The sequence below is a fragment of the Streptomyces sudanensis genome (assembly GCF_023614315.1).
Taxonomy (GTDB): Bacteria; Actinomycetota; Actinomycetes; order Streptomycetales; family Streptomycetaceae; genus Streptomyces; species Streptomyces sudanensis.
In genome coordinates, this window is sequence record NZ_CP095474.1 from 1,669,035 (window position 1) to 1,690,978 (window position 21,944).

The following is a 21,944-nucleotide window of genomic DNA, read 5'->3' on the forward strand; positions in this document are numbered from 1 at the left end:
CCCCTGCGCCGGGACCCGCCCGCCCGCCGGGGGCGCGGCGGCCGGGCCCCCGGCGGGCGGCGGCTCCTCGCGGCCGACGTGCTCGTCGGCGCGGCCGATCAGCCAGTCCCGGCTGGGGACGACCAGTCCCGCCGGGGTGAAGGCGATCTTCCGCAGTTCGGCGTGGCTGCCGGAGTCCTTGCGCCACAGCCCGCCGACGATGTCGACGGCCTCCTCGGGCGTGGCGGCGAACTCCAGGCCCGCGTACACGGGCGCGCAGGAGTCGAGGCCGAGGTCCTGGGCGGACAGGCGCCGGCCGAGGCGCCGGGTGAAGACCTCGGCGATCAGTGCGGGGGTGGTGCCGCGCGGCTGCTGCCCGCGCAGCCAGCGGGTGACGGAGGTCTTGTCGTAGCGCAGGTCGAGTCCGTGCTCGAGGCCGAGCTGATCCACCCGTCTGGCGAGACCTGCGTTGGAGAACCCGGCTTCCGCGATCAGCGCGGCGAGCTGGCGGTTGGGGGTGCGCTGCGGGGGTCGATCCGTCATCAGCTGTGCGGTCTCCTGCCTTCCGGGCCGGGGTCAGCCCCCTGGGGACGGCGCGAATGTAACCGGCGTGACCACCGCCCCCGTCGCCTTCGCCCCACATTCATCCGATCGTGTGAGGATCGAATCCGGTCCTGACGTCCGGGGTCTCCTCCGGCGCCCCGCGCCGCACCGGTGCCGCCCTCCCGGAACCCGCCCGGCCCGGCCCGCGCCGGCCGCCGTACAGTTGCAGGGGCGCGGGAGGCGCATTTCTAGGGAGACGGTGCCGTGAGCGAGCTGCGATTCGTCCATCTGGGGTTCGGCGAGGACGCCGTGGAGTACCTGGACGCCTGGGAGAGGCAGCGCGAGGTCCACGCCGCCCGCTTCGCGGACGAGGTGCCGGACACCTGCCTGCTGCTGGAGCACCCGCCCGTCTACACGGCGGGGCGGCGCACCGAGGACAGCGAGCGCCCGCTGGACGGCACGCCCGTCGTGGACGTGGACCGGGGCGGCAAGATCACCTGGCACGGCCCCGGCCAGCTGGTGGGCTACCCCATCCTGAAGCTGCCCCGCCCGGTGGACGTCGTCGCGCACGTGCGGCGCCTGGAGGAGGCGCTGATCCGCACGGCCGCGGAGTTCGGCCTGGAGACGACCCGCGTCGAGGGCCGCAGCGGCGTGTGGGTGCTGGGCGACCCGGTCGAGGAGCGGCCGTCGCCCGGCGGGCTGTCGCTGGACTTCGACCCGCGGCTGCACGACGAGGAGTTCGACCCGCGCCTGAGCGGCCCCGAGTACGCCCCGTCCAACGCCGGCCAGCGCCGGGAGGACCGCAAGCTGGCGGCGATCGGCATCCGCGTCGCCAAGGGCGTCACGATGCACGGCTTCTCGTTCAACGTGAACCCGGACAACACCTGGTTCGACCGCATCGTGCCGTGCGGCATCCGCGACGCGGGCGTGACGTCGCTGGCGAACGAGCTGGGCCGCGAGGTGACGATCGCCGAGGTGCTGCCGGTGGTGGAGCACCACCTGAGGGACGTGCTGGGGAACGCCGAGCTCCGGCCGCGCGCGGTCGACCGGACGCCGGAGCCCGCCGGGGCGCCGGAAGGGGCGCCGGCCGCCTGACCGCCCCGGCCCCNCCCNNGNNCCCGGGGCGCCCCCTCCGGCCGGGGTCCGGCCGGATGCGTGGCCGCACTTTTTCCGGGCGTACCCTGGTGTTCGCCGAAGAATCGAAGCCGTAGGAGCCAGCCGTGTCCGCAGTCACACCCGACGGACGCAAGATGCTGCGCCTGGAGGTCCGGAACAGCCAGACCCCCATCGAGCGCAAGCCCGAGTGGATCAAGACTCGGGCGAAGATGGGCCCCGAGTACAACCAGCTGCAGAAGCTCGTCAAGAGCGAAGGGCTGCACACGGTCTGCCAGGAGGCGGGCTGCCCGAACATCTTCGAGTGCTGGGAGGACCGCGAGGCGACGTTCCTCATCGGCGGCGACCAGTGCACGCGGCGCTGCGACTTCTGCCAGATCGACACGGGCAAGCCGCAGGCCCTCGACCGCGACGAGCCGCGCCGCGTGGGCGAGTCCGTCGTGGCGATGGACCTGAACTACGCCACGATCACCGGCGTCGCGCGCGACGACCTGGAGGACGGCGGCGCCTGGCTGTACGCGGAGACGGTGCGGCAGATCCACGCGATGACCGCGGACCGCGAGGGCGGCCACACCAAGGTCGAGCTGCTGATCCCCGACTTCAACGCGGTCCCGGAGCAGCTGGCCGAGGTCTTCTCGTCCCGCCCCGAGGTGCTGGCGCACAACGTCGAGACGGTGCCCCGCATCTTCAAGCGGATCCGCCCCGGCTTCCGCTACGAGCGGTCGATGGAGGTCATCACGCGCGCCCGCGAGGCCGGCCTGGTGACCAAGTCGAACCTGATCCTCGGCATGGGCGAGACCCGCGAGGAGGTCGGCGAGGCGCTGCGGGACCTGCACGAGGCCGGCTGCGAGCTGATCACCATCACCCAGTACCTGCGCCCCTCCGTGCGCCACCACCCGGTGGAGCGCTGGGTGAAGCCGCAGGAGTTCGTGGAGCTGAAGGAGGAGGCCGAGCAGATCGGCTTCTCCGGAGTGATGTCGGGCCCGCTGGTCCGCTCCTCCTACCGCGCGGGCCGGCTGTTCCAGCAGGCGATGGAGGCCCGCGGCGCCTCGGCGGAGACCGCCCCGGCGGTGTGACGTCCGGCACGGCCCGGTGCCCGGTCGTGCGCTTCCGCGCAGGTGGACGCCTGCCGGACGGCGTACGGCGGGCGCCGGGCCGTCGTCGTCGTTTGACCGGCCGGACGTGCGCTGGTAACACCAGTGGGTGACGATGGCCGTACGCACCGTGCGGGGCCGTCGGCACGGCCCCGCNGGCGCGGCCCGGCCGGCACGCCGGCCCGGTCCGCCCGGCTCCGCCCACCGCGCAGCAGCAGCGCCAGGGGGACATCGAGATGCAGGCCCCGAGTCAGCAGGCACCCGCCCTCCCGTCGTCCGTCACCGACGCCCTGCGCGCCGTCGAGGCGCTGCTGCTGCGCGGTGGGCAGCGGACCGCCCGGCGCAACGCCTGGACGTCCGTGCTGGAGGACCGGCGCAGGGCCCGTGCCCGGATCGAGGCGCAGCACGTACTGGAGGCCGCCGCGAGCCGGGCGCCGTCGGAGACGTAAACTTCTGAGCATGGCGAGGAAGTCGAATTCAGACAGCGGTGACGCCGCTGCGAACCCCGGGCGACTGAAGCAGATCGCTCTGACGTACAAGATGACCCGGCGGAGCGACCCGAAGGTCGGCCTGGTCGTCGCCGCCGTGGGAATCGTCGTGTTCGGCGCCCTCCTCGCGATCGGCTTCCTGATCGGGCACCCGGTCTACCTGGGCATCCTGGGCTTCGTGCTGGCCTTCCTCGCGATGGCGATCGTCTTCGGGCGGCGGGCCGAGCAGGCGGCCTTCGGGCAGATGGAGGGCCAGCCGGGCGCGGCCGCCGCCGTCCTGCAGAACGTGGGGCGCGGCTGGACGACCACGCCGGCGGTCGCCGTGAACCGCAGCCAGGACGTGATCCACCGCGCGGTCGGCCGCCCCGGCATCGTGCTGGTCGCCGAGGGCAACCCGAACCGGCTCAAGAGCCTGCTCGCGGCCGAGAAGAAGCGGATGGCGCGCATCCTGGTGGACGTGCCCGTGCACGACATCATCGTCGGCGACGGCGAGGGCCAGGTGCCGCTGCGGAAGGTCCGCACGACGATGCTGAAGCTGCCGCGCGTGCTGACCGCGGCGCAGGTGACGGCGGCGAACGACCGGCTGCGGGCCATGGGCGACCTGATGAGCAACATGCCCCTGCCGAAGGGCCCCATGCCCAAGGGCATGCGGATGCCGCGCGGCGGGAAGCTCCGCTGACACGAGCCGGCCCGACGGGGGCCGGACGGACGAGGAGGGGCGGCCGGTGCGGCCGCCTCTCCGGCGTTCCCCCGCCCGCCGTCTTCGGCGTCCGTGTCACATCGTCCGCACCTGTACGGCGCGGGCGAGCCGGTCGTGGAGGCCCCGGCCGTCGCGGTCCCAGACCAGGGCGGGGACGGCGAGGCAGAGCAGCGCGGTGCGCAGGACGGCGCGGCCGAAGCCGAGCCGCCGGCCGTCGTCGGCGATGACGCGCAGGCCGAGGAGGCGCTTGCCGGGGGTGCAGCCGATGGTGCCGACGGTGAGGACGCCGAGGAGGAACAGCACGCCGAGGGCCCAGTTGCCCGCCGCGTTCCAGTCGCCCCGGGTGATCAGCCCGTACGCGATGAGCATGCAGAGGGACCAGTCGACGAAGATCGCGCCGAAGCGCCGCCCCAGCGGGGCGATGGAGCCGGGGCCCGTCTCCGGCAGGCCGAGCCGTTCGCCCCGGTAGCCGAAGTCGGCCCCCATCTCCTCGGCCGCCGCGCGCGGCCCGGAGAGCCATGATCCGATCACTCGCCTGTCGTCCACCCCTCCACGGTACTGGGCCCACCCGCGGTCACCGCGGGCCGGGGGGCCGTCGGGAGGCGTGGGGCACCGCCGCCCGGTGGGCCGCGGAAGCCATCGGTTAACTTGGTCGAAACAAACGGGTCACGCCCGAGAAATCCCCCGTACCTATGGTCGGGTCCAGCGTGGGCCGCCGCACCGGCCGCACGAACGAGCCGCAACCCCGCCCTCCCCCGGGTGGGAGGAGGAGGAGTTGGATGTTCCAGAACGCCGACGAAGCCCAGAAGTTCATCGCGGACGAGGACGTCAAGTTCGTCGACGTCCGGTTCTGCGACCTGCCGGGTGTGATGCAGCACTTCACCATCCCGGCGAAGGCCTTCGACCCGGCCGAGGAGCTGGCCTTCGACGGTTCGTCGATCCGCGGTTTCCAGGCCATCCACGAGTCCGACATGGCCCTGCGCGCGGACCTGTCGACGGCGCGTCTCGACCCGTTCCGCCGGGACAAGACGCTGAACATCAACTTCTTCATCCACGACCCGATCACGGGCGAGCAGTACAGCCGCGACCCGCGCAACATCGCGCGGAAGGCGGAGGCGTACCTCGCCTCCACCGGCATCGCCGAGACGGCGTTCTTCGGCCCGGAGGCGGAGTTCTACGTCTTCGACTCCGTCCGCTTCAACACCTCCGCCAACGAGGGCTTCTACCACATCGACTCCGAGGCGGGCGCCTGGAACACCGGCGCGGTCGAGGACAACCGCGGCTACAAGGTCCGCTACAAGGGCGGCTACTTCCCCGTCCCGCCGGTCGACCACTTCGCCGACCTGCGCGCGGAGATCTCCCTGGAGCTGGAGAAGTCGGGCCTGCAGGTCGAGCGCCAGCACCACGAGGTGGGCACCGCCGGCCAGGCGGAGATCAACTACAAGTTCAACACGCTGCTGGCCGCCGCCGACGACCTGATGCTCTTCAAGTACATCGTGAAGAACGTCGCGTGGCGCAACGGCAAGACGGCGACCTTCATGCCGAAGCCGATCTTCGGCGACAACGGCTCGGGCATGCACGTCCACATGTCCCTGTGGCAGGGCGGCTCCCCGCTCTTCTACGACGAGCAGGGCTACGCCGGCCTGTCGGACATGGCCCGCCACTACATCGGCGGCGTCCTGAAGCACGCCCCGTCGCTGCTGGCCTTCACCAACCCGACGGTCAACTCGTACCACCGCCTGGTGCCGGGCTTCGAGGCGCCGGTGAACCTGGTGTACTCGCAGCGCAACCGCTCGGCCGCGATGCGCATCCCGATCACCGGGGCGAACCCGAAGGCCAAGCGCGTGGAGTTCCGCGCCCCGGACCCGTCCTCCAACCCGTACCTGGCCTTCTCGGCCCTCCTCCTCGCGGGCCTGGACGGCATCAAGAACAAGATCGAGCCGGCGGAGCCGATCGACAAGGACCTGTACGAGCTGGCCCCGGAGGAGCACGCGGGCGTCGCCCAGGTCCCGACCTCCCTCCCCGCGGTCCTGGAGGCCCTGGAGGAGGACAACGAGTACCTCCAGGCGGGCGGCGTCTTCACGTCCGACCTGATCGAGACGTGGATCGACTACAAGCGCACCCACGAGATCGCCCCGATCCAGCTCCGCCCGCACCCGCACGAGTTCGAGCTGTACTTCGACCTGTAGGCCGCGGGCCCGGCCCGTGCGCCGGACCGTCCACGAGGGCCGCCACCCCGGTGAGGGTGGCGGCCCTCGGCGTCGCGCCGGGCGCCCGCCGGAAGGGCGGGGCGGGCGACCGGAGCGTGGTGGGCGAGGGGGTCCGGCGGGGACAGGGCGCCGCCCGCTCCGCCGGACCGCCGGCCGGTCAGTGGGCGGAGCGGATCAGCGAGCGGACCATGCGGCACGTGGTGTCGGACGGGGGGCGTATGTCGAGGTCCCGGGCCGCGGCGCGGATCGTCTCGTCGTCGGCCCCGGAGGCCGCGTACACGCCCGAGTCGAGCAGGGCGATCGCGAGGCGCATGGCCTTCAGGTGGCGGTTGTGGGACACGTACCACTCGCGCGGCCGGCCGGCCGGGAGCGGCTTCTTCCGCAGGGGCTTCCAGGGTTCGAGCGGCAGTGGCGTGACGGTGGCGACGGCCATCGGCGACCTCCCGGTGCGGGGTGTGAAGGCCCTCGCGGACCCTCACCGACTGCTTCGATTCTACCGAGCGGGACTGACAGACGCCCCTGGCCAGAGGGGGTCCGAGGGCTCCGCGGGGGTACGGTGTGCGGCATGGAGATCTGGATCAATCCCGCCTGTTCCAAGTGCCGCGGCGCACTGGAGATCCTCGACGCGGAGGGCGCCGACTACACGGTCCGCCGGTACCTCGAGGACGTGCCGTCCGCCGACGAGATCCGCGACGTCCTCGGCCGGCTCGGCCTGGAGCCGTGGGAGATCGCCCGTACCCAGGAGGCGGACGCGAAGGAGCTGGGGATGCGGGACTGGCCCCGTGACGCGGCGTCCCGCGACCGGTGGATCGAGGCGCTCGCCGCCCGTCCGAAGCTCATCCAGCGGCCCCTCATCACCGCCGACGACGGCACGGCGGTCGTCGGCCGGTCCGAGGAGGCCGTACGGGAGGCCCTCTCCCGGTCGTAGGCGGTACCTGCAGGTCGGCGGTCCGGGCGGCGGCGTCCGCCCGGGGCGCCGGACCGCCGGGCGCGGAGACCCGCGCGGCGGCCGGGCCCGGCCCTCNCCCCCGCCCCGTGGACGCGGCGGTCCGCCGGCGGTCCGCCGAAATCTCCGGGGCCGGATCGGCGGCGCCCGGCGCCGGGACACCGGTACGGAGGGAAAGGGCGCGAGGCGGGCCCGGCCGGTGGACGGCGGCCGGGCGCCGCGGCGTGCGCCGCGGGGCGGTACCGGCGAGCGGGCGTGATCATGACCGAAACCCGCTCCTCGCGGACGGAAGTCCCGCTTCCGGCTGTTCCACCGGTAGCGGAAGTGCTGCGCAGGATGGGGACAGCGGGGCAGAGTCGGAGTCATGAGGCTTCTGATCCTGGGCGGTACGGAGTTCGTGGGGCGCGCCGTGGCCGAGACCGCGCTCGCCCGTGGCTGGGAGGTGACGGTGTTCAACCGGGGGCGGCACGAGCCGCCTCCCGGCGCGGTGGCGCTGCGCGGTGACCGGGCGGCGCCGGACGGGACGGGCCTGTCCGCGTTGCGCGGGGGCGCGTGGGACGCGGTCGTCGACACCTGGTCGGGCGCCCCTTCGGCGGTGCGGGACGCGGCCCGGCTGCTGGCGGGGCGGGCGGGCCGGTACGCCTACGTGTCGAGCTGCTCGGTGTACGAGTGGCCGCGGGTGGCCGAACTGCGCGAGGACAAGCCGGTGGTGGAGGCGTCTTCGGACGACGGGGACGACGTGCCCTACCCGCGCGCCAAGCGGGGCGGGGAGCTGGCGGCGGTCGGGGCGTTCGGCCCGGAGCGGACGCTGCTGGCGCGGGCGGGACTGATCCTGGGGCCGTGGGAGAACGTGGGCCGGCTGCCGTGGTGGCTGAACCGGATCGCGCGCGGCGGGCCGGTCCTCGCGCCGGGACCGCGCGACCTGCCGTTGCAGTACGTCGACGTGCGGGACCTCGCCGCGTGGCTGCTGGACGGCCTCGGAGGCGGACTGGCCGGGCCGTACGACCTGGTGAGCCGGCCGGGGCACGCGACGATGGGGGGACTGCTGGACGCCTGTGTCCGGGCGACCGGTTCGGACGCCGAACTGCGCTGGACCCCGCCCGACCGGATCCTCGCCGCCGGTGTCGAGCCGTGGACGGGACTGCCCGTGTGGGTCCCGCCGGGCGAGGCGCACGACGCGATGCACGGCATCGACGTGGGCAAGGCCCTCGCCTCCGGTCTGCGGTGCCGTCCCGTCGAGGAGACCGTCGCCGACACCTGGGCGTGGCTGCGCGGCCTCGGCGGCGAGGCCCCGCAGCGGGCGGACCGGGACCCGGTGGGCATCACCCCGGAGTTGGAGGCGAGGGTCCTCGGGGCGTAGGGGCGGGTCCGGGCCGCGGTGGGTGCCGCCGTCGCGGACCCGGCGGCGGCCCGGGCGGAGGCGGACCGGATGGGGGCGGACCCGATCGGGGCGGACGGACGGCGGGGCGCCGCCGGGCGGCTGCCGGCGGCCGCGGCGGGGCGTCCGGGTGGAGCCGGCCGGGCGNCCGGGGACGNNGGACGCGGNNCGGCGCCCCGCGCCGATCGGCCCCGGGCGCTGGACCCCGGGCGCCGGGCCCAGGGCGCCGGGCCCGGCCGGGGTCCCTAGGGCAGCAGGAGCCAGTCGGCGCAGAGGGCGGTGAGGAGGCCCGTGCCGAGGAGCCAGGTGCCCAGGCGGGTGCGGCCGTGGCGGCTGAGCTCGATCACCACGCCGCACAGGATCATCGCCAGTCCGTACACGCCGACGACCAGGACCGAGGTCCGGCTCGCCAGGCGCAGCGCGAGGACGGCGGCGAGGGCGACCAGCAGGACCGTCGCGACGACGATCCGCAGCCGGCGTGCCTGGCGCGGGGTCAGGCCGTCGCGGGGCTGCTCGGGCGCGTCGTCCCCGGCGGGCTCCGGCGCCGCCTCCGGGGTGTCCGGCGCGTCCGCCGCGCCGGGGGGGTCCTGGTCCGCTGTGGTCATGTCCGGGAGCGTAACGGACCGTGTGGCCGCCGCTGTTGGAAGGGCCGCCTCCGGTCGCTCGCACGACGCCCGGGCGTACGGGCGGCGAAGGGCGCGGACGGGGTGCGGCTCCGGGTGCGCGGCAGCGCGCGGGGCGGCGTCCGGAGTCCGGGCGGCCCCGGCGGTCAGCGGAGCGGGGCCGCCGTGGAGCCGCGGACCACCAGTTCCGGCTGGAAGACGAACTCCGTGCGCTGGACCGGGTTCCCCTCGACCTCCTCCAGCAGCGTGTCCACCGCCGCCGTCGCCATCGCCCGCACCGGCTGCCGCACGGTCGTCAGGGGCGGGTCGGTGAAGGCGATCAGCGGGGAGTCGTCGAAGCCGACCACCGACACGTGCGACGGCACGTCCAGGCCGCGGGCGCGGACCGCGCGGACCGCGCCGAGGGCCATCAGGTCGCTGCCGCACACGATGCCCGTGCAGCCCCGGTCCAGCAGGGCGCTCGCCGCCGCGTGGCCGCCCTCCACGCCGAACAGGGTCGGCCGGACGTACTCCTCGGCGCGTTCGCGTTCCACGCCCAGCGCCCGGTGGAGCGCGGAGACGAAGCCCTCGGTCTTGCGGCGGGAGGGGACGTACCGGGCGGGGCCGACGGCGAGGCCGATGCGCTCGTGGCCCAGCTCCGCCAGGTGGCGCACGGCCATGCGGGCCGCGGCCCGGTCGTCGCACGAGACGAAGTGGGCGTCGACGCGCTCGTCGAAGCCGTTGACGAGGACGAACGGGACGCCGCGTGCGGCGAGCCGCGCGTACCGGGAGGGGTCGGCGGAGGTGTCGGCGTGCAGGCCGGACAGGAACACGATGCCGGTGACGCCGCGCTCCTCCAGCTGCTCGACCAGCTCGTCCTCCGTGGCGCCGCCCGGCATCTGCGTGCACAGCACCGGCGTGTACCCGTGGCCGGCCAGGACCTGCTCGACGACCTGGGCGAACGCGGGGAAGATCGGGTTGGTCAGCTCGGGGAGGATCAGCCCGACGAGGCCGGCGCTGCGCTGCCTGAGCCGCAGGGGACGCTCGTAGCCGAGGACGTCGAGCGCGGCGAGCACCCGGTGGCGGGTGGGGCCCGCGACGCCCGCCCGGCCGTTGAGGACCCGGCTGACGGTCGCCTCGTTCACCCCGGCCTGGGCCGCGAGGTCCGCGAGCCGCGGGGCGCCGGCGGCCGGATCGCCGGCGCCCCGCGGCGGGGGGACGGTCACACCGCCCACCAGGCGGTCGTGTCGGCGGGCAGTTCGGCCGTGCCGTCCCCGCCGGCGCGGACCGGTTCGCTGGAGAGCAGCAGTCGGCCGGGCGCGGGGAGGCGGACCGGTTCGCCGGTGGTGTTCGCGGTGCACGCGAACCCGTCGCGGCGGAACGCCAGGACGCCCGCGGGTGCCTCCAGCCACTCCACCGCCTCGCCCGCGCCGAGGCCCGGGTGCTCGCGGCGGACGCGCAGGGCGGTGCGGTACAGCTCCAGGGTGGAGCCGGGCACGCCGGTCTGCGCCTCGACGCTCAGGGCGCCCCAGCCGGCGGGCTGCGGCAGCCAGCTCCCGCCCGGGCCGAAGCCGTACGAGGGGCCCTCGACCGTCCACGGGATGGGGACGCGGCAGCCGTCGCGGAAGCCGTCCTGGCCGGAGGCGCGGAAGAACGACGGGTCCTGGCGGACCTCGTCCGGCAGGTCGGTGACGTCGGGCAGGCCGAGCTCCTCGCCCTGGTAGACGTAGGCGGAGCCGGGCAGGGCCAGCATCAGCAGGGTGGCGGCGCGGGCGCGGCGCAGGCCCAGTTCGCGGTCGCCGGGCTCGCGCAACTGGGTGCCCAGGCCGGGCGGGTTGGCGAAGCGGGTGGCATGCCGGGTGACGTCGTGGTTGGAGAGCACCCAGGTGGCGGGGGCGCCGACGGGACGCATCGCGGCGAGGGACGCGTCGACGACCTCGCGCAGTTCGTCCGCGTCCCAGGAGGTGGTCAGGTACTGGAAGTTGAACGCCTGGTGCATCTCGTCGGGGCGCACGTAGCGGGCGGTGCGCTCGACGGTGGGGGTCCACGCCTCGGCGACGAGGACGCGGTGGCCGGGGAGCCCCTCCGCGGAGGGCGAGGGGGAGTACTCCTCCAGGACCCTGCGCCAGTCCCGGTATATCTCGTGGACGCCGTCCTGGTCGAAGAACGGCGTCACCTCGCTGCCGAGGAGCTTCAGCTGGTCGTGGGTGCCGAGGTCGGGCAGGCCGGGTGCCTTGACGAGGCCGTGGGCGACGTCGACGCGGAACCCGTCGACGCCCATGTCGAGCCAGAACCGCAGGACGGAGCGGAACTCGTCGTGGACGGCGGGGTGGTCCCAGTTGAAGTCGGGCTGCTCGGGGGCGAACAGGTGCAGGTACCACTCGCCGTCGGCGACGCGGGTCCAGGCGGGGCCGCCGAAGACGGACTCCCAGTCGTTGGGCGGCAGTTCGCCGTCCCTCCCCCGGCCGGGGCGGAAGTGGTACCGCTCGCGCGACGGGGAGCCGGGGCCCTCGCGCAGGGCGCGCCGGAACCACTCGTGCCGGTCGGAGGAGTGGTTGGGGACGAGGTCGACGATGACGCGCAGGCCCAGCGCGTGGGCCTCGCGGACGAGCGCGTCGGCGTCGTGGAGGGTGCCGAACACGGGGTCGACGGCCCGGTAGTCGGCGACGTCGTACCCGGCGTCGGCCTGCGGCGAGGCGTAGAAGGGGCTCAGCCAGACGGCGTCGACGCCGAGGTCCCTCAGGTACGGCAGGCGGCTGCGGACGCCCTTGAGGTCGCCCATGCCGTCGCCGTCCGCGTCGGCGAAGCTGCGCGGGTAGACCTGGTAGATCACCGCTTCTCTCCACCAGCCGGTGTCCGTGCCGGCGGTCGGGGCGGCGGGGGCGGCGAGGTGCTGGGTCATGTCTTCCCTGGGTGGAGTGGGAGGNGCGGNGGCGGTGCGGCGAGGGGGCCGGCACCGCCGCTTCGGGGTGCGCGGGGGCGGGCTCAGCCCTTGGTGCCGCCCGCCGTGAGGCCGGCGACGAGGTTGCGCTGGACGAGGAGGAACACCAGGCCCGCCGGGACCGTGACGATCACGGCGGAGGCGGTGAGGTAGCCCCACTCGGCCTTGTGCTGGCCGATGAAGCTCTGCAGGCCCACCGAGAGGGTGAGCATCGAGTCGCTGGAGAGGAAGGCGCGGGCGAAGGCGACCTCCCCCCACGCGGTGAGGAACGAGTAGAAGGCGGTGACGGCGAGGCCCGGCTTCGCCAGCGGCAGGACCAGCCGGTAGAAGGTGCCGAACGGGGTGAGCCCGTCGACCCGGCCGGCCTCGTCGATCTCGTGCGGGATCGTGTCGAAGTAGCCCTTCATCATCCAGGCGCAGAAGGGCACCGACACGGAGCAGTAGGTGAGGATCAGGCCGAGGTACGAGTCGAGCAGGCCCAGGCCGCCGAGGATGTTGTAGAGGGCGACGATCAGCACGGCGACGGGGAACATCTGGGTGACGAGCAGCACCCACATCAGCGGCCGGTACCCGGGGAAGCGCATCCGGGAGATGGCGTACCCGGTGGAGGCGGCGATGAGGACGCCGATCAGCGTGGTGCCGGTGGCGACGAGCACCGAGTTGGCGAACCAGCGGGGGAACTCGGTCTCGGTCAGCACGTACGCGTAGTTGCCGGTCTCCAGGCCGCCCTCGGTGCTGGTGGGCCTGGTCCAGCCGTCCCGGCCGCGCAGCGAGACGAAGACCATGTACGCGATCGGGAAGACCGCGACGAGGGCCGCGGTGGCCAGCGCGGCGTGCAGCCCGGCCGAGGCGAGCGGGGAGCGCTCCCCGCGCCCGCGGGCCCCGCGGCGGGCCGCGCCGGGGCGGTCGGCGGCGCCCGCGCCCGTTCCGGCGCGGGCGGCCGGGGCGTCGTCGCGGGGTTCGGTCGCGGTGCTCATCGGGCGGCCTCCTGACGGTCGAGCATCCGGCGGTAGAGGACCGCGAAGACGAGGAGCATGGAGAGGATGAGGACGCCGTACGTGGCGGCGCCCGCGTAGTCGCGTACGGAGCCGAAGGCGAGCCGGTAGGCGTAGGTCACGAGGATCTCGCTGTGCAGGGCGTTCGCCTCGCCGAGCATCAGGTAGACGATCGGGAACATGTTGAATGTCCAGATGGTGCCGAGCAGGATCACCGTGGCGCTGACCGGGCGCAGGCCGGGCAGGGTGACGTGGCGGAACCGCTGCCAGGGGCTCGCGCCGTCCATCTCGGCGGCCTCGTACTGCTCGCCGGGGATGGCCTGGAGCCCGCCGAGGAGGGCGACCATCATGAACGGCACGCCGAGCCAGACGTTGACGCCGACGACGGCGACCTTCTGCGTGAAGGTGTCGCCGAGCCAGTCGACGGGGCCGACGCCGAGCTGCCCGAGGACGGCGTTGAAGACGCCGGACTCGGAGTTGTACATCATGCGCCAGACGTAGGTGGCGACGAAGGCCGGCACCGCCCACGGCAGGACGAGCAGCACCCGGTACAGGGAGCGGCCCCTGACCCTGCGGTTGAGCAGCAGGGCGAGTCCCAGGCCGATCGTGTAGTGGAAGAACACGCAGGACGCGGTCCACACGACGGTCCACAGGAGCTTGGGGTAGAACTCGCCGTCGGCGCCGGACAGCACCCGCAGGTAGTTGTCGAGGCCGACGAACCGGTAGGTGGCCGGGATCTCGGTCGCGCCGAGCTGCTTGGCGACGTTGAGCTCGTCGGCGTCGGTGAACGACAGGTAGATCCCCCGGCCCAGCGGATAGGCGATCAGCACGCCGATGACCAGCACCACCGGGAGCACCATGGCCCAGGCGTACCAGTGCCGGTCGTACGAGCGCTTCGCGCGGGCGAGCGGGCCGGGCCGGGCGGGGCGCCCGGTCGCGGCGGGGTCTGCTGCGGCGGGGTCTGCTGCGGCGGTCTTCACGGGGGTGCTCCTCCCTCGGTGCGTACGGGTCGGGCCCGGGCCGGCGGCCGCGTCCCCGCGGCGGCCGGCCCGGGCCGGGGGTCAGTCGACCGAGTACTCCTTGAGGGAGCCGATGTTGGTCTTCCACTTCTCGGCGGTGGTGTCGAGTCCCTTCTCGACGGTGGTGGCGCCCTTGAGGGTCTCGACGTACTGCTTGGTCCACTCGGTGAACATGTCGCTCACGCCGGAGACCGCGGGGCGCGCGGTGGAGTCGGCCAGGACCTCCTTGAAGGCGGCGCGGATCGGGTCGGCGACGACCTCGGCGGTGTAGGCGTCGTCGCGCGTCGGCAGGACGCCGGTCTCGGTGGCGGCGAACTCCTGCGACGCGGCGGAGGTCATGAACGCCACGAACTTCTGGGCGGCCTCCTTGCGGGGGGCGTCGGAGCCGTTGTAGACGACCAGGTTGTGGCCGCCGGTGGGGGTGCCGGCCTTGCCGGCGGAGCCCGCCGGGACCGGGGCGACGCCGAGGTTGTCCTTGTTCCTGAACGCCTTGCCGGTGAGGTCGTCGGCGGTGGACCACGGGCCGTTGACGACCATGGCGACCCTGCCGTCCTTGAAGGCGGCCTGCATGTTGCTGTAGCCGTCGGTGAAGTCCGGCTTGACGGCGGCGCCGCTCCTGATCAGGTCGACGGCGGTCCGGACGGCCTTCTGCCCGGCCGCGTCGTCGACGGTGATCTTCTTGGCGCCGGTGTCGAGCATGGCGCCGCCCTCGCCGTAGAGGAACGGCAGGGCGAAGTAGCTGTCGGGGTTGAGGTAGATGCCGTCGACGCCGGTCTTCCGCTTGATGGTCTTGGCGGCGGTGGACAGCTCGGCCCAGGTCTTCGGCGGCTGGACGCCGGCCTTCGCGAGGACGTCCTTGTTGTAGAGGAGCGCGAGGGCGTCGGTGACCTGCGGGACGCCGTACAGCTTCCCGTCGACCCTGGCGCCCTCGACCAGGTTCTTGTTGAAGGAGCCGATCTCCTTGACGGCGGGGGTGCCGTCGAGCGGGGCGAGGTACCGGTTCTCGGCGAGGCCGGCGGTCCAGCCGACGTCGGCGCGCAGCACGTCGGGGGCGTTGCCGGCCTGGGCTGCGGTCTTGTACTTCTGCTCCGCCTCGGCGAACGGGACGTTCTGGTACGTGACCTTGACGTCCTTGTGGGCGGCCTCGAACCTCTCGATCAGCTTCCGGTAGGTCGGGGCCTCGTTCGTGGCGTCCGAGGTGTCCCACCAGGTGATGGTGACCGGGCCGCCGGTCTTCGCCGTGTCCCCGCCGCCGCAGGCCGTCGCCACCAGGGCCACTCCCGCGACCAGCGCGGTGGCCGCTATGCCACGCCGCATGTGAACTCCTTCGACTGATCCCGGGGAAGACCGAGGCGGAGGGTCCCGTGACGGCCTGCCGCCTGCCGACCGCTCCTTCGCGGCGCCGGGCTGCCAGGAAGGTAACAGGGATGAAAACCGGCCGAAAGGCCTTGCGGAAGATTTCTGCAAGACGGGGAGGCCGTCGCGCCCGCACGCCCCTCCCGTCACTGTCGCCCCGGCCGCCCCTCCGGGTCAAAGGCGCTTCGCGGCGGCTCCGGGCGTTCCGGCGGCGGCCCCGCGCGCCCGGCACCCGGTTCGGAAGCCCCTGAAAGCGATGCAAGATCTTTCAGGCTGCTCTCGGGGGCGCCGCGCTCCGGGCGGGAGCCTCCAGGGGAAGCTCCCGCCGCCCGGACCGGCCTCGCCGGCCCGGACGAGGCGGGGCCGAGGACCCGCGCCGGCGGGGGGCGGTCGCGTGCGGCGGGGCCGGCGGCGTCGCGCCCCGCCCCTGGTGGGCAATCCGACGTGCGGCGGGTACAGTCCCACCACGTGACCGCGCGGCTGGCCGACATCGCAGCTCAGGCGGGGGTCAGCGAAGCCACAGTCAGCCGCGTGCTCAACGGCAGGCCCGGTGTGGCCGCGGCCACCCGCCAGTCCGTGCTGGCCGCGCTGGACGTGCTCGGCTACGAGCGGCCGGTGCGGCTGCAGCAGCGCAGCGCCGGGCTCGTGGGGCTCATCACGCCCGAGCTGGACAACCCGATCTTCCCGGCGCTGGCCCAGGTCATCGGGCAGGCCCTCACCCGCCAGGGGTACACGCCGGTCCTCGCCACGCAGACGCCGGGCGGGTCCACCGAGGACGAGTTGACCGGGATGCTCGTCGAGCGGGGCGTCTCCGGGATCGTCTTCGTCTCCGGCCTGCACGCCGACACGACCGCCGACACCGGGCGGTACGACCGGCTGCGCGGCCAGGGCGTGCCCTTCGTCCTGATCAACGGCTTCTCGCCGCACATCCGGGCGCCGTTCGTCTCGCCCGACGACCGGGCCGCGATGCGGCTCGCCGTCACCCACCTCGCCTCCCTCGGCCACACCGGGATCGGGCTCGCGGTCGGGCCGAAGCGGTTCGTGCCCGTCCTGCGCAAGATCGAGGGCTTCCGCGCCGCGATGCGGGAACGGCTCGGCCTCTCCCCGGAGGAGACCGAGGAGCTGGTCCGGCACTCCCTGTACACGCTCGAGGGCGGGCAGGCCGCGGCGGGCGCGCTCCTCGAACGGGGCTGCTCGGCGATCGTGTGCGCCAGCGACATGATGGCGCTCGGCGCGATCCGGGCCGCACGGCAGCGGGGGCTGCGGGTGCCCGGGGACGTGTCGGTGGTCGGCTTCGACGACTCCCCCCTCATAGCCTTCACCGATCCGCCCCTGACCACGATCCGGCAGCCGGTGCAGGCCATGGGGCAGGCGGCGGTGCGGGCGCTGCTGGAGGAGATCGGCGGAACGCCCGCCCCGCACGGCGAGTTCGTCTTCATGCCGGAACTGGTCGTACGCGGCTCGACGGCGCCGGGGCCCCAGGGCCGGGGGTCCTCCGGAGGACGGACCGCTGGTGGTGGAAATCCGTTTGAAGGATGATCGACCTGCAGGCCCTTTCTGGCAGACTCTCCGCTCATGGATGACAGGACTTCGACCACGTTGACAGGCCGTTCGGCGAGACGCCCGGCCGCGTGGCACCGGCTGCGCTCCCCGCGCCACCCGCGCATCTGGGTCGAGATCCTGCTCATCGCGGTCAGTTACGGCGTGTACTCGCTCATCCGCAACGCGGTGCCCGAGCAGAAGGCGCAGGCGCTGCGCAACGCCGACTGGATCTGGCGTGCCGAGCACAGCCTGGGCCTGGCCTTCGAGAAGACGGTCAACCACGCGGTGAACTCGGTGGACTGGCTCGTCGTGTCGATGAACTACTACTACGCGACGCTGCACTTCCTCGTCACCATCGGGGTGCTGGTGTGGCTCTACCGCTGGCACCCGGGCCGCTACGCGGCGATCCGCATGATCCTGTTCTCCACCACCGCCGTCGCCCTGCTCGGCTACTACCTGTACCCGCTCGCCCCCCCGCGGCTGATGGAGAGCGAGGACTTCGTCGACACGGTGCTGGTCCACCAGACGTGGGGCTCGATGGCCTCGGGCGACCTGAAGCAGATGTCGAACCAGTACGCCGCGATGCCGTCGATGCACATCGGCTGGTCCCTCTGGTGCGGGCTGGCGATATTCGCCCTCACCAGGGCCCCGTGGGCGCGGATCCTGGGACTGCTGTACCCGACGCTCACCCTGGTCGTGATCGTCGCGACCGCCAACCACTTCTGGCTGGACGCCGTCGGCGGCGTCCTCTGCCTCGGCTTCGGCCTCGGCCTGGTGTACGCCTGGTACGGGATGCCGCCGCACCGGCTGCCGCGGTACGTGCGCGGGCGCGGCGCGCGGGAGGGCGCCCCCGTGGCGGAACCGGTCGTCGTGCCCGCGCCCGGTATGGAGGGCCCCGTGGAGCCGGCGGCGCCCGCGGTGGGCGCGGCCCACGCCCCGTAGGGCGGGCGCGGCTCGGGCGCCGCGGGGCGGGCGCGGTTCAGGCGCCGCGGGGCGGGCGCGGTTCAGGCGCCGTAGAACAGCTCGTCCACCACGGCCCGGGCGCGGCGCGTCGTGCGCCGGTAGTCGTCCACCATCTCCCCGGCGTGGCCGGGCCCGTACCCCAGGTAGCGGCCCACGGCGGCCAGTTCCCGGGCGGCCGCCGGGAAGGTGTCCCCGGCGCGGCCCCGCACCAGCATCACGCCGTTGCGGACACGGGTGGCCAGCACCCACGCCTCGTCGAGGGTCCGCGCCTCCTCCTCGCCGATCAGCCCCGCGTCGAGGGCCGCGGCGAGCGCCTCGCGCGTCCCGGTCGTCCGCAGGCCGGGCACCTCGTGGCCGTGCCGCAACTGCATCAGCTGCACCGTCCACTCCACGTCGGACAGGCCGCCCCGGCCCAGTTTCGTGTGCAGGGTGGGGTCCGCGCCGCGCGGCAGCCGCTCGTTCTCCATCCGGGCCTTCAGCCGGCGGATCTCGCGCACGGCCGTCTCGTCGAGGCCCTTCGCCGGGTACCGGAGCGGGTCGATCATCTCGACGAACCGGCGGCCCAGGTCGGGGTCGCCCGCCATCGGCTGGGCCCGCAGCAGGGCCTGGCTCTCCCACACCCGCGACCAGCGCCGGTAGTACGCCTCATACGACTTCAGGGTGCGCACCAGGGGGCCGCTGCGGCCCTCGGGGCGCAGGTCGGCGTCGATCAGCAGGGGCGGGTCGGTGGTCGGCAGTTGCAGCAGGCGGCGCATCTCGGTGACGACCTTGTTCGCGGCGCGGGCCGCCTCCTGCTCGTCGACGCCGTCGCGCGGTTCGTGGACGAACAGCACGTCGGCGTCGGACCCGTAGCCCAGTTCGTTCCCGCCGAAGCGGCCCATGCCGACGACCGCGAAGCGGACGGGGAGGGTGTCGCCCCACCCGGCGCGCACGGCGGCGCGCAGGGCGCCGGCGACGGTGGCCGCGTTGAGGTCCGTGACGGCCCGCCCCACCCGGTCCACCAGCGCGCCCGCGTCCGCGTGGGCGGGCACCTCCTCGGTGCCGTACGAGGCGATGATGTCGGCGGCGGCGGTGCGGAACAGCTCCCGGCGGCGGACCCCGCGGGCCGCGGCCACCGCCTGCTCGGGGGTGTCGGCGCGGCCGACCGCCGCGAGGACCTCCGGTTCCAGGTGGTCGCGGCCGCGCGGCTCCAGCCCCTCCGGGTCGCCCAGGATCGCCACCGCCTCGGGTGCGCGCAGCAGCAGGTCGGGGGCGAGGCGCCCGGCGGACAGGACGCGCGCCAGGTTCTCGGCGGCGGCGCCCTCGTCGCGCAGCAGCCGCAGGTACCAGGGGGTGGCGCCGAGCGCGTCCGACACCTTGCGGAAGCCGAGGAGGCCGGCGTCGGGGTCGGCCGAGTCGGCGAACCAGCCCAGCAGCACCGGCAGGAGGGTGCGCTGGATGGCGGCCTTGCGGCTCACCCCCGACGACAGCGCCTCCAGGTGGCGCAGCGCCGCCGCCGGGTCCGCGTACCCGAGGGCCTCCAGCCGCTGCCCGGCCGCCGCGGGGCTGAGCCGGATCTCGCCGGGGGCGAGCTGGGCGACGGCGTCGAGCAGCGGGCGGTAGAACAGCTTCTCGTGGAGGCGCCGCACGGTGGAGGCGTGCCGCTTCCACGCCCGGTTCAGCTCCGCGACCGGGTCGGCGCGCATCCCGAGCGAGCGGCCCAGGCGGCGCAGGTCCTCCTCGGACTCCGGCACCAGATGGGTGCGGCGCAGCCGGTACAGCTGGATGCGGTGCTCCATGGCGCGCAGGAACCGGTACGCCTCGTCGAGCTGCGCGGCGTCGGCCCGGCCCACGTAGCCGCCGGCGGCGAGGGCGGCGAGCGCGTCGAGGGTGGTGCCGCTGCGCAGCGCCGGGTCGCTGCGGCCGTGGACGAGCTGGAGGAGCTGGACGGCGAACTCCACGTCGCGCAGGCCGCCCGGGCCCAGCTTCAGCTCCCGCTCCAGGTGGGCGGGCGGGATGTTGTCGACGACGCGGCGGCGCATCCGCTGCACGTCGGTGACGAAGTTCTCCCGTTCGGCGGCCTGCCACACCATCGGGGACAGCGCCCCGACGTACGCGGCGCCCAGCTCGGCGTCGCCGGCGACCGGGCGGGCCTTGAGCAGCGCCTGGAACTCCCAGGTCTTCGCCCAGCGCTGGTAGTAGGCGACGTGGCTGGAGAGGGTGCGCACCAGGGGGCCGTTGCGGCCCTCGGGGCGGAGGTTGGCGTCGACGGGCCAGATCACGCCCTCGACGGTGGTCTCCGAGCAGATCCGCATCAGGTGGGAGGCGAGGCGGGTGGCGGCCCGGATCGCCTCCCCCTCGTCGGTGCCGTCGGCGGCCTCCCCGACGAAGATCACGTCCACGTCGGAGACGTAGTTGAGTTCGCGGCCGCCGCACTTGCCCATCGCGACGACCGCGAGCCGGCACCGGGCGGCGTCGTCGGGGGCGGCGGCCTCCGCGAGGGCGAGCGCCGCGCGGAGCGTCGCCGTGGCGAGGTCGGCCAGCTGGGCGGCGGTCCGGGGGACGTCGGCCGCGCCGCACACGTCGCGGGCGGCTATGGCGAGGAGGCTGCGGCGGTAGGCGACGCGCAGGGACACCGGGTCGGTGGCGGCGGCGAGGTCCCGTTCGAAGCCGGCGACCCCGGGGTGCGGGTCGGCCGCCTCGCGGGCGGCGAGGGTCCGCCAGTCCAGCGGGTGGCGCGCCAAGTGGTCGCCGAGCGCCTCGGACGCGCCGAGCACGCCGAGCAGCCGGTCGCGCAGCGGCTTCGCGGAGACCAGCGCGGACAGCAGTTCCGCGGGCCCGTCGGGCTGCGCCTCGGCGAGCCGCGCCAGGCCGCGCAGGGCGAGGTCCGGGTCGGCGGTCGCGCCGAGGGCGTCGAGGAGGACCGGGTCGGCGCCGACCGGGGCCAGCGCGGGGCCGTCGAGCAGCCGTTCGGCGGCGGAGGCGTCGGTGAAGCCGTGCCGCAGCAGCCGTGTGAAGGTGCTGCTCCTACGCCCCGGCGCCGTCGTCATCCCGGCCACTCCCTCCACGCGTCCGCTCGGCCCGAGCCTAGCCGCCCGGGCCGCGGCGGCGCGTCCGGCGGCCGGCCGCGCGACGGTCAGTGGACGATCCGGTACCGCAGGTGCGTGAGCTCGGCGACGTCGACGGCCGGGGCCTTCGCCAGGCGCAGCGCGGGGTCGACGCCGTCGAAGAGGCGGACGCCGGAGCCCACCAGCACCGGGACGAGGTGCAGCACCAGCTCGTCGACGAGCCCCTCGTTCAGGTACTGGCGCACGGTGTGCGCGCCGCCGGAGATCCGCACGTCCCTGCTGCCGGCCACGGCGCGGGCCCGGTCGAGGGCGGCGTGGACGCCGTCCGTGACGTACGTGAAGACGGTGCCCTCGCGGACCTGCGCGTCGCGGGCGGTGGTCGTGAGGACGAACACGGGCGCCCCGAAGGGCGGCGGGTCGGACCAGATCCGCTCACCCTCGTCGAAGGTGCGGCGCCCCATGACGTACGCCCCGGCGCGGGCGGGGTCCTCGGGGGTGACCAGCCACTCGCGCAGGCGCGCCCCGCCGTCCCCGAAGGGGTTGTCGGGGCCGGCGCGCGGCCCGGCGAGGAAGCCGTCCAGGGACAGGCCGAGGCTCGCGTAGACCTTGTTCATCCCTCCATGCTGGCCCGCCGGGCCCGCCGCCGCACCGCGGGACGGCACCGGACGGCCCGCCGGCGGCCCGGGACGGGCGGGCGGCCTCCGCGGACGGTCGAGCGGCTTCCCCGTCGGCTCCCTCGCTTCCCGTGGTCGCCGTCGTTCCCCGCTCGATCCGGTGCGCGTGCCGACGTGGCCGACCGCCGACGCCCGACGTCCGCACCGTCGCCGGTACACGACGCCGGAAGGACCCCCGGTCCGCATGCAACGCCGTGGTCGGGGACCCGTGGACGCTCTCCGGTCGCCGTCTTCGGGAGCAGCCCGGGCGCCGACACGGGACGACGGACGGAAGGCGGTTGCCGTCAGGCCGACGGAACCGCCGGCACCGGTCCGGAGGGCGGAACCGCAGGCTTGTCGGGGAAGGCCCCACCC

At 74.4% G+C, this 21,944-nt stretch carries 19 protein-coding genes and 1 pseudogene; 9 read left to right on the top strand and 11 right to left on the bottom strand.

Translation table 11 applies throughout. The annotated features are described in order from the left end of the window. A pseudogene (locus tag MW084_RS07710) lies at positions 1-522 on the bottom strand (regulator); the annotation flags it as partial. Positions 523-786: 264 nt separating this feature from the next. Between MW084_RS07710 and lipB the strand changes: the two are divergent. The 4 genes from lipB to MW084_RS07730 all read left to right on the top strand — a co-directional run bounded on the left by lipB (position 787) and on the right by MW084_RS07730 (position 3,896). Beyond that, complete coding sequence (lipB, locus tag MW084_RS07715) at positions 787-1,617, top strand: lipoyl(octanoyl) transferase LipB (RefSeq protein WP_010469232.1); 831 nt, start codon at positions 787-789, stop codon at positions 1,615-1,617. Positions 1,618-1,742: 125 nt separating this feature from the next. Then, positions 1,743-2,711: a lipoyl synthase gene (lipA, locus tag MW084_RS07720; RefSeq protein ID WP_010469230.1), complete on the top strand. Its 969-nt coding sequence runs from the start codon at positions 1,743-1,745 to the stop codon at positions 2,709-2,711. Between the two features lie 254 nt (positions 2,712-2,965). Further along, a complete protein-coding gene (locus MW084_RS07725) occupies positions 2,966-3,178 on the top strand; it encodes an SCO2195 family GlnR-regulated protein (RefSeq protein ID WP_010469228.1) in 213 nt (70 codons plus the stop codon). A 10-nt stretch (positions 3,179-3,188) separates the two neighbouring features. Next, the gene (locus MW084_RS07730; protein WP_029553349.1) at positions 3,189-3,896 is read left to right on the top strand and encodes a DUF4191 domain-containing protein; all 708 of its coding nucleotides are present in this window, start codon (positions 3,189-3,191) and stop codon (positions 3,894-3,896) included. A gap of 96 nt (positions 3,897-3,992) precedes the next feature. Here the strand turns inward: MW084_RS07730 and MW084_RS07735 are convergent, their stop codons facing one another. Then, positions 3,993-4,463, bottom strand: a complete 471-nt coding sequence (locus MW084_RS07735; protein ID WP_029553348.1) for an RDD family protein — start codon at positions 4,461-4,463, stop codon at positions 3,993-3,995. Positions 4,464-4,696: 233 nt separating this feature from the next. On the opposite strand from MW084_RS07735, the gene glnA reads away from it, so the two are divergent. Next, on the top strand, positions 4,697-6,106 hold the full coding sequence (gene glnA, locus MW084_RS07740) for a type I glutamate--ammonia ligase (protein ID WP_010469222.1): 1,410 nt from the start codon (positions 4,697-4,699) through the stop codon (positions 6,104-6,106). A 178-nt stretch (positions 6,107-6,284) separates the two neighbouring features. Here glnA and MW084_RS07745 read toward each other — a convergent pair whose 3' ends face one another. Beyond that, entirely contained in the window at positions 6,285-6,560 is a 276-nt protein-coding gene (locus MW084_RS07745; RefSeq protein WP_010469220.1) for a hypothetical protein, read from the bottom strand. Between the two features lie 132 nt (positions 6,561-6,692). On the opposite strand from MW084_RS07745, the gene MW084_RS07750 reads away from it, so the two are divergent. Continuing rightward, complete coding sequence (locus tag MW084_RS07750; protein WP_010469219.1) at positions 6,693-7,055, top strand: arsenate reductase family protein; 363 nt, start codon at positions 6,693-6,695, stop codon at positions 7,053-7,055. A 382-nt stretch (positions 7,056-7,437) separates the two neighbouring features. Then, entirely contained in the window at positions 7,438-8,433 is a 996-nt protein-coding gene (locus MW084_RS07755) for a Rossmann-fold NAD(P)-binding domain-containing protein (protein WP_010469217.1), read from the top strand. Between the two features lie 263 nt (positions 8,434-8,696). Here the strand turns inward: MW084_RS07755 and MW084_RS07760 are convergent, their stop codons facing one another. The 6 genes from MW084_RS07760 to MW084_RS07785 all read right to left on the bottom strand — a co-directional run bounded on the left by MW084_RS07760 (position 8,697) and on the right by MW084_RS07785 (position 15,325). After that, positions 8,697-9,056 carry a hypothetical protein gene (locus tag MW084_RS07760; protein WP_010469214.1) on the bottom strand — a complete coding sequence of 120 codons (360 nt, stop codon included), beginning with the start codon at positions 9,054-9,056 and terminating at the stop codon, positions 8,697-8,699. 164 nt (positions 9,057-9,220) lie between these two features. Then, on the bottom strand, positions 9,221-10,288 hold the full coding sequence (locus tag MW084_RS07765) for a LacI family DNA-binding transcriptional regulator (protein WP_275563528.1): 1,068 nt from the start codon (positions 10,286-10,288) through the stop codon (positions 9,221-9,223). Beyond that, positions 10,276-11,955, bottom strand: coding sequence for a glycoside hydrolase family 13 protein (locus tag MW084_RS07770; RefSeq protein WP_010469210.1), 1,680 nt, complete (start codon positions 11,953-11,955; stop codon positions 10,276-10,278). Before MW084_RS07770 ends, MW084_RS07765 begins: the two co-directional genes overlap by 13 nt. Before the next feature lie 83 nt (positions 11,956-12,038). After that, a complete protein-coding gene (locus tag MW084_RS07775) occupies positions 12,039-12,971 on the bottom strand; it encodes a sugar ABC transporter permease (RefSeq protein WP_010469209.1) in 933 nt (310 codons plus the stop codon). Next, a complete protein-coding gene (locus MW084_RS07780; RefSeq protein WP_010469207.1) occupies positions 12,968-13,969 on the bottom strand; it encodes a carbohydrate ABC transporter permease in 1,002 nt (333 codons plus the stop codon). The genes MW084_RS07775 and MW084_RS07780 overlap by 4 nt, the downstream gene beginning before the upstream one ends. A gap of 81 nt (positions 13,970-14,050) precedes the next feature. Continuing rightward, complete coding sequence (locus tag MW084_RS07785) at positions 14,051-15,325, bottom strand: extracellular solute-binding protein (RefSeq protein WP_010469205.1); 1,275 nt, start codon at positions 15,323-15,325, stop codon at positions 14,051-14,053. A 507-nt stretch (positions 15,326-15,832) separates the two neighbouring features. Here MW084_RS07785 and MW084_RS07790 point away from each other — a divergent pair. Together MW084_RS07790 and MW084_RS07795 are read left to right on the top strand one after the other, a co-directional pair. Then, the gene (locus MW084_RS07790; RefSeq protein ID WP_255115497.1) at positions 15,833-16,903 is read left to right on the top strand and encodes a LacI family DNA-binding transcriptional regulator; all 1,071 of its coding nucleotides are present in this window, start codon (positions 15,833-15,835) and stop codon (positions 16,901-16,903) included. Positions 16,904-16,939: 36 nt separating this feature from the next. Continuing rightward, positions 16,940-17,848 (top strand): phosphatase PAP2 family protein, encoded by a 909-nt coding sequence (locus tag MW084_RS07795; protein ID WP_039828874.1) that lies wholly within the window; start codon positions 16,940-16,942, stop codon positions 17,846-17,848. Positions 17,849-17,910: 62 nt separating this feature from the next. Here MW084_RS07795 and MW084_RS07800 read toward each other — a convergent pair whose 3' ends face one another. Both MW084_RS07800 and MW084_RS07805 read right to left on the bottom strand, forming a co-directional pair. After that, positions 17,911-20,898, bottom strand: coding sequence for a bifunctional [glutamine synthetase] adenylyltransferase/[glutamine synthetase]-adenylyl-L-tyrosine phosphorylase (locus MW084_RS07800; protein ID WP_010469199.1), 2,988 nt, complete (start codon positions 20,896-20,898; stop codon positions 17,911-17,913). Between the two features lie 86 nt (positions 20,899-20,984). Next, positions 20,985-21,530 (bottom strand): dihydrofolate reductase family protein, encoded by a 546-nt coding sequence (locus tag MW084_RS07805; protein WP_010469197.1) that lies wholly within the window; start codon positions 21,528-21,530, stop codon positions 20,985-20,987. Between the last annotated feature and the right edge of the window lie 414 nt (positions 21,531-21,944).

Excerpts from the sequence above, each read along its gene's own strand:
- MW084_RS07755 (WP_010469217.1), top strand. The coding sequence starts at position 7,438 with ATGAGGCTTCTGATCCTGGGCGGTACGGAGTTCGTGGGGCGCGCCGTG.
- glnA (WP_010469222.1), top strand. The coding sequence starts at position 4,697 with ATGTTCCAGAACGCCGACGAAGCCCAGAAGTTCATCGCGGACGAGGAC.
- MW084_RS07775 (WP_010469209.1), bottom strand. The coding sequence starts at position 12,971 with ATGAGCACCGCGACCGAACCCCGCGACGACGCCCCGGCCGCCCGCGCC.
- MW084_RS07725 (WP_010469228.1), top strand. The coding sequence starts at position 2,966 with ATGCAGGCCCCGAGTCAGCAGGCACCCGCCCTCCCGTCGTCCGTCACC.
- MW084_RS07760 (WP_010469214.1), bottom strand. The coding sequence starts at position 9,056 with ATGACCACAGCGGACCAGGACCCCCCCGGCGCGGCGGACGCGCCGGAC.
- MW084_RS07730 (WP_029553349.1), top strand. The coding sequence starts at position 3,189 with ATGGCGAGGAAGTCGAATTCAGACAGCGGTGACGCCGCTGCGAACCCC.
- MW084_RS07745 (WP_010469220.1), bottom strand. The coding sequence starts at position 6,560 with ATGGCCGTCGCCACCGTCACGCCACTGCCGCTCGAACCCTGGAAGCCC.
- MW084_RS07800 (WP_010469199.1), bottom strand. The coding sequence starts at position 20,898 with ATGACGACGGCGCCGGGGCGTAGGAGCAGCACCTTCACACGGCTGCTG.
- MW084_RS07750 (WP_010469219.1), top strand. The coding sequence starts at position 6,693 with ATGGAGATCTGGATCAATCCCGCCTGTTCCAAGTGCCGCGGCGCACTG.
- MW084_RS07795 (WP_039828874.1), top strand. The coding sequence starts at position 16,940 with ATGGATGACAGGACTTCGACCACGTTGACAGGCCGTTCGGCGAGACGC.
- MW084_RS07770 (WP_010469210.1), bottom strand. The coding sequence starts at position 11,955 with ATGACCCAGCACCTCGCCGCCCCCGCCGCCCCGACCGCCGGCACGGAC.
- MW084_RS07785 (WP_010469205.1), bottom strand. The coding sequence starts at position 15,325 with ATGCGGCGTGGCATAGCGGCCACCGCGCTGGTCGCGGGAGTGGCCCTG.
- MW084_RS07805 (WP_010469197.1), bottom strand. The coding sequence starts at position 21,530 with ATGAACAAGGTCTACGCGAGCCTCGGCCTGTCCCTGGACGGCTTCCTC.